General features: G+C 57.5%; 17 protein-coding genes. 15 read left to right on the top strand and 2 right to left on the bottom strand.

The annotated features are described in order from the left end of the window. Positions 1-178: 178 nt before the first annotated feature. The gene (locus DW133_RS03210) at positions 179-616 is read right to left on the bottom strand and encodes an META domain-containing protein (protein ID WP_118275216.1); all 438 of its coding nucleotides are present in this window, start codon (positions 614-616) and stop codon (positions 179-181) included. A gap of 32 nt (positions 617-648) precedes the next feature. Here DW133_RS03210 and DW133_RS03215 point away from each other — a divergent pair, with 32 nt between their 5' ends. The 6 genes from DW133_RS03215 (at position 649) to rlmD (ending at position 5,819) form a co-directional block, all read left to right on the top strand. Further along, a complete protein-coding gene (locus tag DW133_RS03215; RefSeq protein WP_118275217.1) occupies positions 649-969 on the top strand; it encodes a hypothetical protein in 321 nt (106 codons plus the stop codon). Positions 970-1,040: 71 nt separating this feature from the next. Beyond that, a complete protein-coding gene (locus DW133_RS03220; RefSeq protein ID WP_118275218.1) occupies positions 1,041-1,949 on the top strand; it encodes a ZIP family metal transporter in 909 nt (302 codons plus the stop codon). Between the two features lie 5 nt (positions 1,950-1,954). Continuing rightward, positions 1,955-2,389 (top strand): DUF1178 family protein, encoded by a 435-nt coding sequence (locus tag DW133_RS03225; RefSeq protein ID WP_118275219.1) that lies wholly within the window; start codon positions 1,955-1,957, stop codon positions 2,387-2,389. A gap of 81 nt (positions 2,390-2,470) precedes the next feature. Beyond that, positions 2,471-3,229 carry a 5'/3'-nucleotidase SurE gene (surE, locus tag DW133_RS03230; RefSeq protein WP_118275220.1) on the top strand — a complete coding sequence of 253 codons (759 nt, stop codon included), beginning with the start codon at positions 2,471-2,473 and terminating at the stop codon, positions 3,227-3,229. Positions 3,230-3,426: 197 nt separating this feature from the next. Continuing rightward, positions 3,427-4,344 (top strand): M23 family metallopeptidase, encoded by a 918-nt coding sequence (locus DW133_RS03235; RefSeq protein ID WP_118275221.1) that lies wholly within the window; start codon positions 3,427-3,429, stop codon positions 4,342-4,344. Positions 4,345-4,439: 95 nt separating this feature from the next. After that, positions 4,440-5,819, top strand: a complete 1,380-nt coding sequence (rlmD, locus tag DW133_RS03240) for a 23S rRNA (uracil(1939)-C(5))-methyltransferase RlmD (RefSeq protein ID WP_118275222.1) — start codon at positions 4,440-4,442, stop codon at positions 5,817-5,819. Between the two features lie 278 nt (positions 5,820-6,097). On the opposite strand, the gene DW133_RS03250 is transcribed toward rlmD, so the two are convergent. Continuing rightward, positions 6,098-6,439, bottom strand: coding sequence for an H-NS family nucleoid-associated regulatory protein (locus DW133_RS03250; protein ID WP_118275224.1), 342 nt, complete (start codon positions 6,437-6,439; stop codon positions 6,098-6,100). Between the two features lie 509 nt (positions 6,440-6,948). Between DW133_RS03250 and ndk the strand changes: the two genes are divergently transcribed. The 9 genes from ndk to hflX all read left to right on the top strand — a co-directional run bounded on the left by ndk (position 6,949) and on the right by hflX (position 16,858). Next, positions 6,949-7,374, top strand: a complete 426-nt coding sequence (ndk, locus tag DW133_RS03255) for a nucleoside-diphosphate kinase (RefSeq protein ID WP_118275426.1) — start codon at positions 6,949-6,951, stop codon at positions 7,372-7,374. Positions 7,375-7,406: 32 nt separating this feature from the next. Next, positions 7,407-8,567, top strand: coding sequence for a 23S rRNA (adenine(2503)-C(2))-methyltransferase RlmN (rlmN, locus tag DW133_RS03260; protein ID WP_118275225.1), 1,161 nt, complete (start codon positions 7,407-7,409; stop codon positions 8,565-8,567). A 31-nt stretch (positions 8,568-8,598) separates the two neighbouring features. Continuing rightward, positions 8,599-9,879 carry a flavodoxin-dependent (E)-4-hydroxy-3-methylbut-2-enyl-diphosphate synthase gene (gene ispG, locus DW133_RS03265; RefSeq protein WP_118275226.1) on the top strand — a complete coding sequence of 427 codons (1,281 nt, stop codon included), beginning with the start codon at positions 8,599-8,601 and terminating at the stop codon, positions 9,877-9,879. Positions 9,880-10,417: 538 nt separating this feature from the next. Next, positions 10,418-11,716: a histidine--tRNA ligase gene (hisS, locus tag DW133_RS03270; protein WP_118275227.1), complete on the top strand. Its 1,299-nt coding sequence runs from the start codon at positions 10,418-10,420 to the stop codon at positions 11,714-11,716. A 133-nt stretch (positions 11,717-11,849) separates the two neighbouring features. After that, on the top strand, positions 11,850-12,491 hold the full coding sequence (locus tag DW133_RS03275; RefSeq protein WP_118275228.1) for a tetratricopeptide repeat protein: 642 nt from the start codon (positions 11,850-11,852) through the stop codon (positions 12,489-12,491). Between the two features lie 70 nt (positions 12,492-12,561). Beyond that, positions 12,562-13,689 carry an outer membrane protein assembly factor BamB gene (gene bamB / locus DW133_RS03280; protein ID WP_118275229.1) on the top strand — a complete coding sequence of 376 codons (1,128 nt, stop codon included), beginning with the start codon at positions 12,562-12,564 and terminating at the stop codon, positions 13,687-13,689. A gap of 18 nt (positions 13,690-13,707) precedes the next feature. Then, positions 13,708-15,063, top strand: a complete 1,356-nt coding sequence (der, locus tag DW133_RS03285) for a ribosome biogenesis GTPase Der (RefSeq protein WP_118275230.1) — start codon at positions 13,708-13,710, stop codon at positions 15,061-15,063. 307 nt (positions 15,064-15,370) lie between these two features. Then, positions 15,371-15,610 (top strand): RNA chaperone Hfq, encoded by a 240-nt coding sequence (gene hfq, locus DW133_RS03290; protein ID WP_118275231.1) that lies wholly within the window; start codon positions 15,371-15,373, stop codon positions 15,608-15,610. A gap of 30 nt (positions 15,611-15,640) precedes the next feature. Then, complete coding sequence (hflX, locus tag DW133_RS03295) at positions 15,641-16,858, top strand: GTPase HflX (RefSeq protein ID WP_233542097.1); 1,218 nt, start codon at positions 15,641-15,643, stop codon at positions 16,856-16,858. Positions 16,859-16,992 lie beyond the last annotated feature (134 nt).

The following is a 16,992-nucleotide window of genomic DNA, read 5'->3' on the forward strand; positions in this document are numbered from 1 at the left end:
GGCGCTTCCTCACCTGCATGAATGCAGGGGTTTCCGCGCCGAATTTCTATGAATTCAAAAGAATGTCGTAAACGCAATCTTAACCATTATTCACAAAAGTGATGGCGAGTTTTGGTTGCAAAAAAGCCGCAGGCGCTACGAAAGCGCTTGCGGCCTGATGGCGACGAACAGCTACAGATTAGTAGCAGGCGCCGGCGACTTCGGGAACCAGAGTCTGGATTTCCTTGCCGTCGGCGTCAAAGAATGTGAGCCCCTTTTCGGTCATTTCCACGGTACGGGCATCGCGCAGAATCGTGAGCATCTGGTCTTCGAGCTTCATGAATTCCGGGCCGCACATACGGCGGGTGGTCGCAACCTTGTCAAACAGAATGTTGTGGCCGTCAAATTGAAACGACCCCGAGGCGCGATTGCAGCCGAGGTCGCCCGCGAGGCGGTTGCCGGAAAGAAATTCCAGAACGGGAGGCGTGTCGCATTCGGACTTTTCGGGCAGAGGCAGCATCCAGTTGGTGTTTTCAAGAACAACCGGCTCGGCCTTGGTCGTCGTGGTCGAAGAGCAACCTGCGAGAACGGTGCTCAGGGCGGCGGCCAGAGCGAGTGCTTTGATTCCGTGATTCATTGGTTAAAACCTTTCGAATATAGGGTTGAAACGTGGCGAGAATTGTAATCGGACGGTCTGAGTTCTGGCTTAGGAAAAGCCAAGAAAAAAAAGGCGGAAAAGCAAGAAATGCTCTTCCGCCGAAACAACAAATCAAACCAAAGGAGACAGGTCAAAACCAACGGGAATCGCTTGCCATTGACCTTGAACTGAACTTTACGGGAGTGACCGGAAAGTTGCTGAAACTTTTTAGGGCTGAACGCAACAAGATGTATCTGGGCGTACCAGGGAAAGCTGTGGGAAATCTTTGGTTAAAATTCAGCACCTTGGACCGCGGCGAGCCGATCGGCCGTTCGCTGCGCAGGTCAAATTGACTGACAACTTCGGTAACGTCTTGGAAACGTTTTTCTACGATCGAGGCCTCTTGCGGGCATAACGCCTCCCGATGACCACGCTTTTTTTTATTGTTCTTGCCAATCTGTTGAGCCGTGTGCTGGCCGTGGGGCTTGCCGCCGTTTTGTCGTTTCGCATCTTTTCGCGTTGCGGCAATCTTGTTGCGGCCTTTGCGGCGGGGCTTTTGTTGACGATTGCCTGTACGCATCTGATTCCGGAGGCGGTGGAGTCGGGCATTGACGCGCATCTTGCGGGCGGCGTGTTGCTTGGAGCCTTCATTTTCTTTTTGCTTCTCGAGTGCCTGTTTGCCGGTCTCGGCGGTCATACGCACGGCAACGTCAAAGTGCGTCCTGTCCCGGTGCTTTTAGGGGGCGGCAGCCGCGTGGTGCGCGACGCCTGCTGCCGTTCCAACGGCGCGCAGGCACCTGTGTTGCTGGCCGGTACGGCCTGCCACAGTTTCGTTGACGGCGTGCTGGTGGCGGCAGCTTTTTCAATTGATGCCGTGAGCGGTTGGATTGTGGCCGGTGCCGTTATGGCGCACGAATTGCCGCAGGTCATCGGTCAGATCGTGATTCTGATGCATGCGGGAATTGAAAAACGACGCGCGGCCCTTTACGTCTTTATCGCGTCGCTGGCCTGCGTACTGGGCGGCATCGCTGGTTGGGCAGTTCTCTCTGTTTTGAGCTGGCTCATCGGTTACGCCATGCTCGTGTCGGCGGCTAGCTTCATCTTTGTGGTGCTTGCCATTTTGCTGCCCGAGCTGATGCACCTCAACGATGCGGAAGAGGCAAAATTGCCTGTGGGAGTGCTGGCTGCAGTTTTGGCCGGTGTTGCTGTCTCCTATTTGATTCTGCAGCCTTTGCACGAGGAGACGCATCGCCTGACCGAAGCAAGCGCCGTGCACGAACATGTCCACACGGAGTGCCCTGCGGACCAAACTGCTCAACCGAAACCGCACTGAGGCCTATGCCGCTTAAGTATTTCGACTTTTGCTGTTGCAACGGACACAAGTTCGAAGGTTGCTTTGCATCGCTCGAGGACATGCAAAGTCAGCTTGCCGACGGTCTTTTGCGCTGTCCTGTGTGCGATACGGCCGACGTGAAGAAATTGCCGAGCGCTTCAAGGCTTGCCGCAGCCAAAACGGATGCCAAGACGCGGGAGGAATTGCGCAGCAAGGTTGAAGCGGCGCGCGAAGCGCTGATGACCGAAATCCGCAAGGCTGCCGAGAAGGCCGAGGACGTCGGCGAAAACTTTGCCGAAGAGTCGCGCCGGATGAAGCGCGGCGAATCGAAACGGCGTCTTGTCAAAGGAAAATGTTCGCTTCGGCAAGCTCAGGAACTTATCGAAGAAGGCATTGAAGTGCTGCCGGTGCCCGAATCGAGCGGCAAGACTCTTAACTGAATGCGCGACGCACAGCTTGGGCGCGATTCTCAGTACAATGCCGCATTCCCAAAAGAGCCCACCGAAAGGACGGTTTGACGCATGCATATTCTCATCAGCAATGACGACGGCTACATGGCGCCCGGCATCAATGCGCTTGCCAACGAAATGCGCCGATTCGGCCGCGTTTCCATCGTAGCGCCCGAGCATAACCACAGCGGCTCGAGCAATGCGCTCACGCTCAATAAACCGCTTACGGTAACCAACGCTTCCGAAGATGTCTTCGTGGTGAGCGGAACGCCCTCGGACTGCGTGCATCTGGCCTTGACGGGGCTTCTCGACGACCGTCCCGATCTGGTTGTGTCTGGCATCAACTGCGGCGCCAACATGGGCGACGATACGATGTATTCAGGTACGGTGGCTGCCGCAATCGAAGGATATATCTTCGGCATCGACTCCATTGCGTTCAGCCAGATCGACAAGGGCTGGGCGGAACTGCCGTCGGCTGCGGCCATGGCAGGAAAAATCGTCGAGCGTTTCCTTGCCCGCCGGGAAAAGGATCCCGCCGGACCGATTTTGCTCAATGTCAATATGCCTAATTTGCCGCTTCACGCCATGCAGGGCATTCGCACGACGCGTTTGGGGCGTCGCCACAATGCCGAGCGCATGATTGACGAGATCAATCCCCGAGGCATGCCGATCTATTGGCTGGGCGCCGCCGGCAAGCCTCGCGACGCAAGCGAAGGCACCGATTTCTGGGCCACACAGCACGGGTTTGTGTCCGTGACGCCGCTTCAGATCGACCTCACGAGCCACAAGCAGATCGACGAGGCGCGTGCGCTTGTAGAAGATAATCTGTAAAAGAAATCTAAAAAACGCGATCTTGCCGTCTTTTGTCGAAGCTTATCGTTAGAATCAGGAAATTAAGCGGCTTTTGCCCGAAGCGCGCCTTTTTCGGCAGCGTAAAAGACGAAAGCGGTGCGGGTAAAACAAAAGGATAGAAGGCCGTCGGTGAGTCTCGAAGGCGAAGAGCGACGGTAAGTGAGGAGCAAAGAACAATGCGCATGCGTGGTTTGGCCGCCCTTTGCGGCTTGGTGTTTTTGGCCGGTTGTTCGTCCGTTGACGTGTTGGCGCCGATCGAAGATCGCAGCACGACGCCTCCCGAAGTTTCCGTTCCGGTGGAAGGCACTGAAGCTCACGCGGTTCCCGTTCCCTCGGAAGGAACCTTTCAGCCGCGTCATCTGACGACTGAACCGACGCCGCAGGCAAGCGGTCGCACGCATGTGGTGGTGCAGGGCGACACGATCTACAACATCAGCATGCGTTACGGCGTCAATCCCCGCGAATTGATGCTTTTAAATGATGTGCAGGACCCCACCCAGCTCTCGCTCGGTCGTGAACTGCAGATTCCCGTGGAGCGCGACGACGGCAGCCAGTCGGCTGCTCCCGCCGCGACGGTGACCGAAGGTCAGGCCATTCCGACCGAACCGACCGTTGAGACGGCCAAGCGCCCGGAAACGCCTCAGCAGGCTGCCGAACGCAAGATAGCCGAACAGGAGCAGCAGCGTGAAGCCGCCGCCCGCGGCGACATCGAAATCCGCTGGCCGGTGGACGGCGAAGTGATCGCCGACTTCAACCATACGGGTACGCTCGGCATCGACATCGGTGCCGACAAGGGTTCTCCCGTGATGGCTGTGCTCGACGGTACCGTGCACTACATCGGCAACAACAATGACGGATACGGCCAGTTTGTGTTGGTGCGCCACAATATCCGCCTGCCGGGCAAGCCCACGGCTCCCGTTGTGACTGTCTACGGCAATCTGAGCAAGGTCATGGTCCGTTTGAATGAAAGCGTGCGCGCCGGACAGAAGATCGCTGAAGTGGGCGAAAGCAGTTCGGGTGTTGAAAAACTGCGATTCGAGCTGCGTCAGGGCGGACAGCCTCTCAATCCGATGCTTTACTTGCAGAAGAAATAATCGGATCGAAACAGAATCTTTCGTCGCCCCGTCACTTTCGTTGTGCGGGGCGATTCTTCTTAATTTGAGACTCCACACAGAAGGAAACCCCAAAAATGAGTCCCCGCAAGGAAAAAATTCGTCCCGTGTTCGAAGCACAGGTGGAAAAACTTGATGCCGAAGGCAGAGGCGTTGCCAGGCGCGACGGCAAGGTCGTGTTCATTCAAGGCGCTTTGCCGGGCGAAACTGTCACATACGAGCAGATCCGCAACAAGCCGAGCTATGAGATCGGCATTGTCAAGGAGATCCTCACGGCATCCGAACTGCGTGTCGAACCGGCCTGTCCTAACTTCGGCATCGGACCGGGTACATGCGGCGGATGTGTGATGCAGCATCTCGATGCCCGCGCCCAGGTCGACTTCAAGCAGACCGTTCTGACCGACGCGCTGTGGCACATCGGCAAGGTGACGCCCGAAAGCATTCTTCCTCCCATCGTGGGCGAATTTTGGGGCTATCGTCACCGCGCCCGTCTCACGGTGCGCAACGTTGCCAAAAAGGGCGGGATCCTGGTGGGCTTTCACGAAAAGAGCTCAAGCTACGTCGCCGACATGACCGAGTGCCGCATCCTGCCGCAGAAGGTCTCCGACATGCTTCCTGCCATGCGCGAACTGGTGGGCAGTCTTACCATTGCCGAACGCCTTCCCCAGATTGAAGTGGCTGTGGACGGCGACGGCCATACCGCGCTCGTGCTTCGCATTCTCGAGCCGCTCACCGACGAAGACACGGCCAAGATCGAAGCATTTGCTCAAGCTCAGAACGTCGACATCTGGCTGCAGCCCAAGGGCCCCGACTCCGCTTATCCGATGCATCCGCAAGCGCGAGACCGCCTTAAGCTCAAGCTCGAAGCGTTCGATTTGGCCATCAGCTTCAAGCCTACGGACTTCACGCAAGTCAATCACCGCGTCAACCGCGAAATGGTCAGCCGTGCCATTGATCTGCTCGATGTTAAGCCCGAACATCACGTTGCCGACTTCTTTTGCGGTTTGGGCAACTTCACCTTGCCTTTGGCACGCTGCTCCGAATACGTGACCGGCATCGAAGGCAGCGAAGCGCTGGTGGAGCGCGCTCGCGCCGGCGCTGCCGCCAACGGTTTGGCTCAGAAGACGAATTTTGTTGCCCGCAATCTCTTTACCTGGTCGACGCAAGACTGGGACGCTTTGTGGGAGAAGATGGGAGGAATCGATCGCGTGCTCATCGATCCGCCGCGCGAAGGTGCTCAGGCGCTCGCTCAGACATTGGCGGCCACGAAAAAGCGTCCGTCGCGCGTGGTGTACGTTTCCTGCAATCCGGCAACGCTGGCGCGCGACTGCGCCATTCTTAAGCACGAAGGCGGCTGGCACGTTCGTGCCGCGGGCGTGATGAACATGTTCCCGCACACTGCACACGTCGAAAGCATCGCCGTGCTCGAGCCCGGTGAAGATCCTGACTTGGCCTGATGCGGTGAAAGTGCCTGAAATAAACGAATCCATCTGTTTTCGTTCAGGCCTTAGCCGCCTTGAGTCGGCGCAAATTAAACATTGGTATGGCGATTTTTTCGAAATGATTTCGAATGTCGGCGACTAGCTGGAAGCAGAAATCAAATTGAAGTCGAAATGCCGCTGTGATTATGTTCAAACAAAAAAGAGGATTTCGGAACGCGGTTTTGAGATCCTTTTTTTGTATTAACAAAAAAGCCTCCCGAAGGAGGCTCGTCGATCCGAAATCTCGAAAGCGATTACTTCATGAATTGCGGCGTCAGGAAGAGGTCCTTATCTTCCGGCGTGAGGCCTTGAGAAAGAAGGTAGTCACGGAATTCGCGCTTCATGTTGCCCTTGCCCGTCCATTCAATGCCGTTGGGCGTGCGGTATTTGATGGAGGCCGGACCGCGGCGCTTTTCGGCGGGGGACTTGGCCTGATGATCGTCTTCGAACTTCAGTTCGCTGCGCAGAAGGTGAAAGGCATCGATCACTTCCTGAACATGCTTGATGGCATCGCCTCTGGCGGACTGCATTTTGGCATTCAATGCCTCCTGCTCGGCGCGCAGGTTGTCGTAGATGGTCTTGAAATCGTTATCCATTGTTCGTTCCTGGGTTTAAGCAATAAGAAAATTTGATCTAAACACGTCTCTTTTTAATTTAGATCGCCGCTGAGTATACAAGACCGTTGCATTTTGTGCGCTATTTTGTTACTAAATTGCTAAAAAAAGCGAAAAGAATTGATTCAGAGTTGCTTGAGTAAGTGAATCGGTCTAAGAGAAAGTTATGAACCGAATAAAAGCACAGTGCCGAAACTGAGCTTATCCGGATGCTATTCGAAGCGAAAATCTCGACGCTTTCACTATGGTCTGATGACTCGAAATGAAACGAGACGGGACGACAAGCTGCGGCATCCGGAAAATCGAAAAAATGTGCAACCGCGCCGCTTGCGGGCCGCAAGGAGCGGTGCCGTGCATGGTAAAATCGCGCGTTGAATTTTCGAGGCCCGTTTTCAGGCGGTGAGTACACCTTCGGACGGCGTCTCTTTCGAATGCGGGTCTGCTGCAACGGCGGACTCTTTCTTTACTTTTTTTCATATCAAGAGAAACAAATGGCTATTCAGCGCACTCTTTCCATCATTAAGCCCGATGCCGTCGCCAAGAACGTGATCGGCCAGATCTACACCCGTTTCGAAAACGCCGGCCTCAAGATCGTCGCCGCTCAGATGCGTCAGCTCTCCCGCGCCGAAGCCGAAGGCTTCTACGCCGTTCACAAGGAACGTCCCTTCTTCAACGACCTCGTCAACTTCATGACCTCCGGCCCCGTGATGATCCAGGTTCTCGAAGGCGAAGACGCCATCGCCAAGAACCGTCAGCTGATGGGCGCCACCGACCCGAAGAAGGCTGAAAAGGGTACGATCCGCGCCGATTTTGCCGAAAGCATCGACGCCAACGCCGTTCATGGCTCCGACGCTCCCGAAACGGCCGCCGTTGAAGTGGCTTACTTCTTCCCGACGCTCGCTATCTGCTCGCGTTAATCAGAAGCTCAACGCAAGGCCGGATTGACACTATGCAAGAAAATCAAAGCCAGGCGACCGAACGCGTGAATCTGCTCAACTTTGATGTTGAGGGGATCAAGGCGTGGTGCGCCGAACTCGGAGAAAAGCCCTATCGTGCCATTCAGCTTGCCCGCTGGATGCATCGGCACTGCGAGGACGACTTTGATGCAATGAGCAATCTGGCCAAGAGCTTTCGGGCCAAGTTGCATGACTTGGCCTACATCAAAGCGCCTCCTGTCATTACCGTCAAGCATTCGGCCGACGGTACCCGCAAGTGGCTCTTTGATGTGGGCAACGGCAACGCAGTGGAGGCGGTGTTCATCCCTGAAGACGACCGCGGAACGCTGTGCATTTCCACTCAGGCAGGCTGCGCAATGGGTTGCCTCTTTTGCTCGACCGGCAAGCAGGGGTTCAATCGCAACCTCACCACCGCCGAGATCGTAGGCCAGCTCTGGCATGCCGAGCGCACGTTGCGCGCGGAAGCCGGCGTCACCGATCCCAACGACCGCATCATCAGCAACGTCGTGCTCATGGGCATGGGCGAGCCGCTGCAGAATCTTTCAAACGTGATCCCTGCTCTGCGGCTCTTTCTTGACGACAACGGCTACGGCCTTTCGCGTCGCCGCGTGACGGTGTCGACCTCGGGTCTTGTGAACCAAATCGACAAGCTCGGCGCTGAAGTGCCCGTGGCACTTGCCGTGAGTCTGCATGCGCCCGACGATGCGCTGCGCGACATGATCATGCCGGTCAACAAGAAGCATCCGCTCGAAGACCTGATGGCCGCGTGTCGCCGCTACCTCAAGGTGGCTCCGCGCGACTTTATTACGTTCGAGTATCTGATGCTCGGCGGCATCAACGATCAGCCCAAGCACGCCCGCGAACTGATCGAACTTGTGCGTACCGTACCCTGCAAGTTCAACCTGATCACGTTCAATCCGTTCCCGGATTCCGACCTTAAGCGTCCCGAGCGCGAAACGGTGCTTGCCTTTGCAAAGATTCTCAACGACGCGGGTATCGTCACGACGATTCGCAAGACCCGCGGCGACGACATTGACGCCGCCTGCGGTCAGTTGGCAGGCGAAGTCAAGGACAGAACGCGCCGCGCCGAACGTCTGCTTGAACAAAAGCGAGCTTTCGGCATCCTGCCCGAGCAGCAAAAAGACCGCGCCTGAGGCACGAGTCTTTCAACAAAGGATTTCCAAGATGTCCGACAAGACGATTCCCGTGTACCCGGACAAAAGTTCTGACGCCGTTTGGCACCCCAGACGCAAGACGCATGCCGTCAAGATTCAAAACGGCCACGTCACCGTGACGGTGGGCGGCGGCGCGCCGGTTGTGGTGCAGTCGATGACGAATACCGCAACCGAAGACGTGGCGGCGACCGTGGCTCAGGTTAAGGCTCTTTCGCGCGCAGGCAGCGAACTCGTGCGCGTGACGGTCAATACGCCTCAGGCGGCTTCGGCAGTTCCCGAAATTCGTGCGCAGCTTGATGCCGAGGGCTTTTTCGTGCCGCTCGTGGGCGACTTTCACTACAACGGGCACAAGCTTCTGACGGATTATCCGGCCTGCGCAGCGGCGCTTTCCAAGTACCGCATCAATCCGGGCAACGTCGGCAAGGGCGCCAAGCACGACGATAATTTCGCAACGATGATCCATATCGCGGCCGACAACGGAAAGGCCGTGCGCATCGGCGTCAACGGCGGTTCTCTCGATAAGGAACTGCTCTCGCAGCTGATGGAAGCCAACCGCGCGTCCGCTCAGCCGCGTACCGTGCGCGCCGTCACGCTTGATGCAATTGTGAAGAGTGCGCATCAGAGTGCTCTCAAGGCAGTGGAACTGGGCCTGCCCGCCGATCGCATCGTGCTTTCGACCAAAGTGAGCGACGTGCAGGATCTGGTGTCCGTTTGTCGGTCGCTCTCGGCGCTCGCGCCCTGGGCGCTGCATCTGGGCCTGACGGAAGCGGGCGGCGGTACCAAGGGTGTTGTTGCGAGTTCCGCAGCGCTCTCGGTGCTTCTGAGCGAAGGCATCGGTGACACGATTCGCATCTCGATTACGCCAGCTCCCGGAAAGGCGAGGGAAGAAGAGGTATACGTGGCCCAGGAATTGTTGCAGAGCATGGGGCTGCGACATTTTTCGCCTTTGGTGGTTTCATGCCCGGGCTGCGGCAGAACGTCGAGCGATCTTTTCCAGAAGCTTGCGGCGCAGACGCAGGAATTCCTGCGCGAGAGAACGCCCGAATGGCGCCGCACGGCTCCGGGGTTTGAATCGATGACGGTGGCCGTGATGGGCTGCGTTGTCAATGGCCCCGGGGAAAGCGGCAACGCTGACATCGGCATCAGTCTGCCAGGGCGTGGAGAGTCGCCCGTGGCGCCCGTCTATTGCGACGGTGTCAAAAAAGCCTCTTTGAAAGGCGACGACATCATGAACGAATTCAAGGCCATGATCGATGCATACGTGGCCGAGCGCTGGGGTTCTGCTAGTTGACGAAAAAGCGACTGAATCTCCCATAACGGATCTTGCAGCAACGTAAAACTTAGAAAAAGACGAGCTTGCGCAATGACAGCGGAGGCAATCATGACGCTGTATTCCATCGGGATCGTTGCTAGACACTATGGAGTGTCGCCAAGTACCATTCGGTGCGACAAAATTCGAACAACAAGCTCAACAAAAGGAGAGCCGAAAGAATTTAAAAAACCGCTGAGGCACTCACAGGGAGCCCGGAGATGAGGAAGAAGACAGAGGCGGCAAGGCCGGCAACGGTCATGTCGCGATAAGCCCGAAGGGTCGAGTCGACAAACCTAGCCGAGGATGAAAGTGAAGTGCTGAAAGAAAAGGCGCCGCTGGAATCGAAAGTACCGTTGGGCGCCCGACTGGCCTCATAGAGAAATCCGTGAGTGCTCAGAGCGAATAAGTGTCAGAAAGCGTGCGGTAGATTTGATGTTTTTTGACAAACGGAAACAGATAAGGCTCTGCTCAAGACCAAAGCGTGTATCAAACAACGGATAAGAACAAGGAAAGAACAATGGCAAAAATCAAAATTACCGGCATCAAGGGCATGAACGACATGCTGCCCGAAGAGGCTGGGATCTGGGAAAAGTTTGAGGATACGGCCCGTTGTGTGGCGGCAAGCTACGGCTATCGTCAGATTCGTACGCCCATTCTCGAAGCCACGGGGCTCTTTGCCCGTGGCGTGGGTGAAGCCACCGACATCGTTGAAAAGGAGATGTACTCCTTTACCGATTCGATGAACGGCGAACAGCTTACGCTTCGTCCAGAATGCACGAGCGCTGTTTGCCGCTGCGCCATTGAACACAACATCACCTACAACGCGCCGCAGCGTCTGTGGTACTTCGGTCCGATGTTCCGACACGAACGTCCGCAGCGCGGCCGCTACCGCCAGTTCTATCAGTTCGGTTGCGAAGCGCTGGGCTTCGGCGGTCCGGACGTTGACATCGAACTGCTGTCGCTTACCGCACGTCTGTGGAAGAATCTCGGCATCAAGGCCAGCCTGCAGCTCAACAGTCTCGGCGCCACCGAAGAGCGTGCCCGTCATCGCGAAGCGCTTGTTGCCTATCTGAAGGACAACTACGACGTGCTCGACGAAGACGCCCGTCGCCGTCTGGAAACCAATCCGCTGCGCATTCTGGATACCAAAAACCCCGACATGCAGGCGATGGTGGAAGCCGCCCCGCGTCTGCTCGACTTCTTGGGCGAAGACTCCCGCCGTTTCCTGGGCAGCCTCGAAGCCGGCGTGCAGGCGCTTGGCATCGACTACACGATTAATCCTCGTTTGGTGCGTGGTCTTGACTACTACAACCACACGGTTTTTGAATGGGTAACGGACCAGCTCGGCAGTCAGGGCACGATTTGCGGCGGCGGCCGTTACGATCCGCTCATTGAAATGCTGGGCGGCCGCGCTACTCCTGCCGCGGGCTTTGCCATCGGTGCCGAGCGCGTGATCGAACTCGTGCGTGCCGCCGGCGGCGACAAGCCCGTTGCCGCGTGCGACATTTACGTCGCGCACCAGGGCGGCCACACCGAACTCGTGGCGCGTCAGATCGGCGAGCAGCTGCGCGATGCCGGTCATCGCGTGATCGTGCACGCCGGCAGCACCTCCTTTAAGTCGAGCATGAAGCGTGCCGACCAGTCTCTGGCTCAGTGGGCCGTGATCTGCGGTGAAAACGAAGTCAACGCCGGGCAGGTCGCCATCAAGCGACTGCGCGACGCTCAGGGCAATCAGCAGTTTGCCGAACAGATGACGATTGCGCTCGAGTCGCTCTCGGAGATCTTCGGCGCCGCGAAGGAACCTGACTTCAGTTAAGCCTCGCTTCAAGTCGCTAAAATAATCTTTTACTTTGCGCTGCTTTCGGTTCGCCGACCGGCGGCGCTTTGTGAACAGATGCGTTTTCTGAGCCGTTTTTTGCGGCTCGCAACATCGGAAAGTAATTGCACCTATGGCATACGATTTAGAAGAACAAGAGTCCCTAGCACAACTTAAGGCTTGGTGGGATAAGTGGGGTAACCTCACGCTGAGCTGCATCACCGTTATCTGTCTGGCTTTTGCCGGTTACAACGGCTGGCACTGGTATAAGCGTTATCAGGGCGGCAAGGCAACGGTGGCGTACGTACAGCTTCAGAACGCCTACGTGCAAAAGGACGAAAAAAACGTCCGCTCGCTTTCCGATGGCCTGATGAAGGAATATTCGAGCCATGTGTTTGCATCGCTCGCCGCCCTCATGAAGGCTAACGTCGAGCAGAAGGCGGGCAATCTTGATGCCGCCCGCACGGCTCTCAACTGGGTGATCAACGAAAGCGGTCATCCGGAATATGCCACGGTTGCCCGCGTGCGCCTGGCCGGCGTCGAACTTGACGCCAAGGACGCGAACAAGGCCAAGGCCGTCATTGACGCCATCGATCCCGCTCAGGCACAGACCCCGCTCGTGCTGGATCGCCGCGGTGACGTGCTGCTCGCGCTGGGCGATGTGGAAGGCGCGCGCAAGTGCTGGGAAGACGCCCTTGAACGCGACCGCGCTTCGGGTGAACTGCTGGCGCTGCTGAGCCTCAAGATCCAAGCTCTGCCGGAAAAGAAGTCCTAAGCATCCATCGACATTTTGAAAGGGCGCCGCCGTTAAGACGCGGCGTCGTTTCGTAAACGGGAGTGACCTCGTGAACAACAAATTCAAACGTGTTGCACTGACGATTGCGGCCGTGTGCGGCCTGGCTCTGGTCGGCTGCAGCTCCACTTCGCACGAACCGGCCGAACTTGAAGACATCAACCAACTCGTTGACTCCGACAGTGTCTGGTCGCAGTCGGTAGGCAGCAGCGTCACCGGGCTGGTGACGCCCTTTTTGACCCAGTCGGGTCTCTATGCGGCCGGCGGCAATACGCTCTATAAGCTTGACCCCAAGACGGGTGAAGAAGAATGGGCGGTTGAGACCGATGCGGAAATTTCGGCCGGCGTGGGCAGCGACGGCGAATTTGTGGCTGTCGGTACCGTCAAGGGCGAAGTCGAAGTGTTCGATGCCACTGGCAAGAAGCTTTGGAGTGCGCGTCTTTCGTCAGAAATGAGCGTTCCGCCCCTTGTTGGTGCGGGCTTTGTGATCGTGCGTACGGCCGATACCCGCATCACGGCTTTTGATGCTGCTTCCGGCGAACGCCGCTGGCGCTATCAGTCCCAGGTGCCGGCGCTGACCGTGCGTGCTGCGTCGAGCATGCGCTTCTCTCCGGCCGGCATCCTGGTTGGTCAAAGCAACGGCCGCCTGCTGGCTCTCGACGGTCAGGGCAAGACGATCTTTGACATCGTCGTTGCTCAGCCCAAGGGCATTACTGAAGTGGAACGCCTCTGCGATGTGGTCGGCACTCCGCTCGTTGATCAGAACATGATGTGCGCGGCAGCCTTCCAGGGAGGCATTCTCTGTATCAGCGCCAAGGATGGTCGTCCGCTGTGGCGCGCCGCGGTTGACGCCGTGAGCGGCCCGGTGACCGACGGCGGCCGTGTCTATGTGACAACGTCGCGCGGCGAAATCAACGCCTACGACTATGCAACGGGCGAACTTGTCTGGCAGAATTCCGCCCTTTTGTGGCGCTCTCCCTCGGCTGTTGCCGTTCTGGACGAAGTAATTGCCGTCGGCGACTATGACGGCGTGGTGCACTTCCTGGATCCCAAGACGGGCAAGTTCGTCGGCCGCACGTCTGTGGACGGCGCCGTGCGAGTGCCCCCGATCTCTCTGGGCAATGGCGCCATTTTCCAGACCGATGAAGGTCAGATTTCCTACATTACCGTTACCAAGTAACCCCAAGAACCGATTTCTATGCTTCCTGTTGTCGCTCTCGTCGGGCGTCCGAATGTTGGCAAGTCGACGCTCTTTAACCGTTTGACCCGCAGCCGCGATGCGATCGTGGCTGATTTCCCGGGCTTGACCCGAGATCGTCAGTACGGTCAGGGTCGCGTGGGCCCCCGTCCCTACATCGTGGTGGATACGGGCGGCTTTGAGCCTGTCAAGTCCGAAGGCATCGTGCGCGAAATGGCCGATCAGGCCGAGGCCGCCATTGCCGAAGCCGATGTGGTGATTTTCGTCACTGACGCCCGCGCGGGTCTGACGCCGCACGATGAACGAATCATGCAGCGTCTGCGCACTTGCCAGCGCCCTGTTTATCTCGCGGTGAACAAGTGCGAGGGGCTGGCCGCCGAGCACGCCGCTGAGTTTTACGAGCTCGGCATGGGCGAGCCGATCCGCATCTCGGCCACGCATGGCCACGGCGTACTGCCGCTCATGCAGAAGGTGCTCAGCGAACTGCCCGAGGAATTCAACGAACCCGAGCAAGAGGAAGAAGAAAATCCCGATGCCCCCAAGCGAATCAAGGTTTGCTTGGCCGGTCGCCCCAACGTTGGCAAGTCGACGCTTGCCAATGCTCTGCTGGGGGAAGATCGCCTGATCGCCTACGACATGCCGGGCACGACGCGCGATGCCATCAAGGTGGATTTCGAATCCGATGGCATCCCGTTCCGCTTGATCGATACGGCCGGTCTGCGCCGCAAGGGACGCGTGTTTGAAGCCGTTGAAAAGTTCTCGGTTGTGAAGACCCTGCAGGCTATCGAGGACTGCAACGTCTGCATCTTGGTGCTTGACGCTACGGAAGGCATTGCCGCGTCCGACGCTCAGATCGCCGGCTATGCCCTTGAAGCAGGCCGAGCGCTTGTGGTCGCCGTCAACAAGTGGGATGGTGTCGACAGTTACAAGCGCTCCATGGTGGATCTCGACATCGAACGTAAGTTCCACTTCCTGCGCTGGGCTCGATTCATCCACATTTCGGCTCTCAAGCGCAACGGCCTTAACCATCTGATGAAGGCCGTCAAGGACGCGCATGCGGCAAGCTTTGCCAAACTCTCGACGCCTCGCCTGACGCGTGTGATGATGGCCGCCGTCGAACAGCAGCAGCCCCCGCGCGTGGGCCGCACACGTCCGAAGCTGCGCTATGCGCACCAGGGCGGCATGAACCCGCCTGTGATCGTTATTCACGGCAACAGCCTCGATGCGGTAAGCGACAGCTACAAGCGCTATCTCGAAGGGGTTTTCCGCGATGCGTTCAATCTTGCCGGAACGCCGCTGCGTGTGGAACTCAAGACCGGCCGCAATCCGTATGCCGAGGACGAAAAGAAGAAATAAGCTTCGTTACGGGCGGTTTTGATGGTGATTTGCGAAAAAGCTCGAAAACTGCAACATTTTGCGCACATTTTGAGCCAAAACGCCGCGCCTTGCGGATACAATCTGCTCTACGATTTAAGAAGGCGGCTTGAGCTTTTACCTAAGCCGCATCGTTTCGAATTGGCAGCAGTCCATTCAGTCCGACGAACGGCAACGTCCGTCTGACTCTGTGCTGATAAGAACACAACAACAATTTTCACGTCTTTGCGAGGCGCTTTACTCGACAGGGAGGTCGTCGCCTACCGCGGGACGTGGCGGAGAATACAAAATGGCAAGCAAAGGACAGCTTCTTCAGGATCCTTTTCTGAACGCGATTCGCAAGGAACACATTCCGGTTTCCATCTACCTCGTCAACGGCATCAAGTTGCAGGGGCAGATCGAGGCGTTTGACCAGTACGTGGTGTTGCTTCGCAATACGGTCACGCAGATGGTATACAAGCACGCCATCAGCACGGTGGTTCCCACCCGTCCCGTGACTGTCCCGAGCACCGGCACGGTTCTTCCGTGATTTCCGAACCCAGCAAGGCTCTCAACTGAGTTGACAAAATTTCAATTTGACAGTGCGCGGGAAGCTGAAGCGGCCCGCGCTTTTCTTGTGACGGTAGCGGTCGGACGCGAACGGCATTTCGATGCGGGCGAGGAACTCACCGAGCTCGTGCGCTCCGACAATCTCGAACCCGTGGGACTGATTCAGGCTCGGCGCGATAAGCCCGATCCGGCAACCTATCTGGGCAGCGGCAAGATCGAAGAAATCAAGATGCTTGCCAAGGGAGCCCGAGCCGACTGCATCGTTTTCGATGCGGCGCTTTCGGCTGCACAGCAACGAAATATCGCCAACATCACCGAGCTTCCCGTTCTCGATCGCACCGAATTGATTCTCGAAATCTTCCGCCGTCGCGCCAAGAGTAAGGAAGGTCGGTTGCAGGTCGAGCTTGCCCGTCTCGAGCATCTTTCCACGCGTCTGGTGCGCGGTTGGACGCACTTGGAGCGCCAGCGCGGCGGTCTCGGCAAGACGGGCGGCCCCGGCGAAAAGCAGATCGAACTTGACCGACGCATGATTGGTGCGCGTGTCAAGATGCTGCGCGAACAGCTCAAAAAACTTTCCCGACAGCGCGACACTCAGCGTCGTTCCCGCCTGAAGGGCGATACGCCGACGGTGAGTCTCGTGGGCTACACCAACGCTGGCAAGTCCACGCTTTTTAATCGACTGGTGCGAGAGAAGGCCTACGCGGCAGATCAGCTCTTTGCTACGCTCGACACCACGGCGCGCCGCTGCTGGGTGAGCGACGAGCAAACCGTTGTTCTGTCCGACACCGTTGGCTTTATCCGCGGACTGCCGCATCAGCTCGTCGAAGCCTTCAAGTCAACGCTTGACGAAACGGTGCATGCGGACATTCTGCTGCATGTTGTTGACTCCGCGAGCACTGTGCGCGAAGAGCAGATGGCCTCCGTTGCGACCGTTCTCAAGCAGATCGGCGCCGATGACATCCGCCAAATTGTGGTCTATAACAAATGCGATGTGTCGGGGCTTGAGCCCGCCGTGCAGCGCAATGCCGACGGTACCGTGCGCTCCGTGACGATCAGTGCGGCAACCGGTGCCGGCCTTGATCTGTTGCGCGACGTTCTCGCTCAGGAAGCCCAAAAGGTCCACGAGGAGAATGCGAGCGTACCGCGCGAGCTTGAATTCTGGGAAGAGGAAAGGCCGGCGGCAAAAAGCGACGATGAGGCTCTCAAGGAACTCGAAGCGCTGCTCTGAAGCGGGTCGTTTCCTGGTGCCGAAAGGCTTTTCGAATCCGCTTCGTGAGCGTTGGTAACAAGCGGTTAATCAAGCGCTTTTTCCGCTCGGGAGCCTCAAGGCGCAATGCTAAACTGCAACAGTTGCCCGACGAC

It is taken from the genome of Sutterella sp. AM11-39 (genome assembly GCF_003472385.1).
Taxonomy (GTDB): Bacteria; Pseudomonadota; Gammaproteobacteria; order Burkholderiales; family Burkholderiaceae_F; genus Duodenibacillus; species Duodenibacillus intestinigallinarum.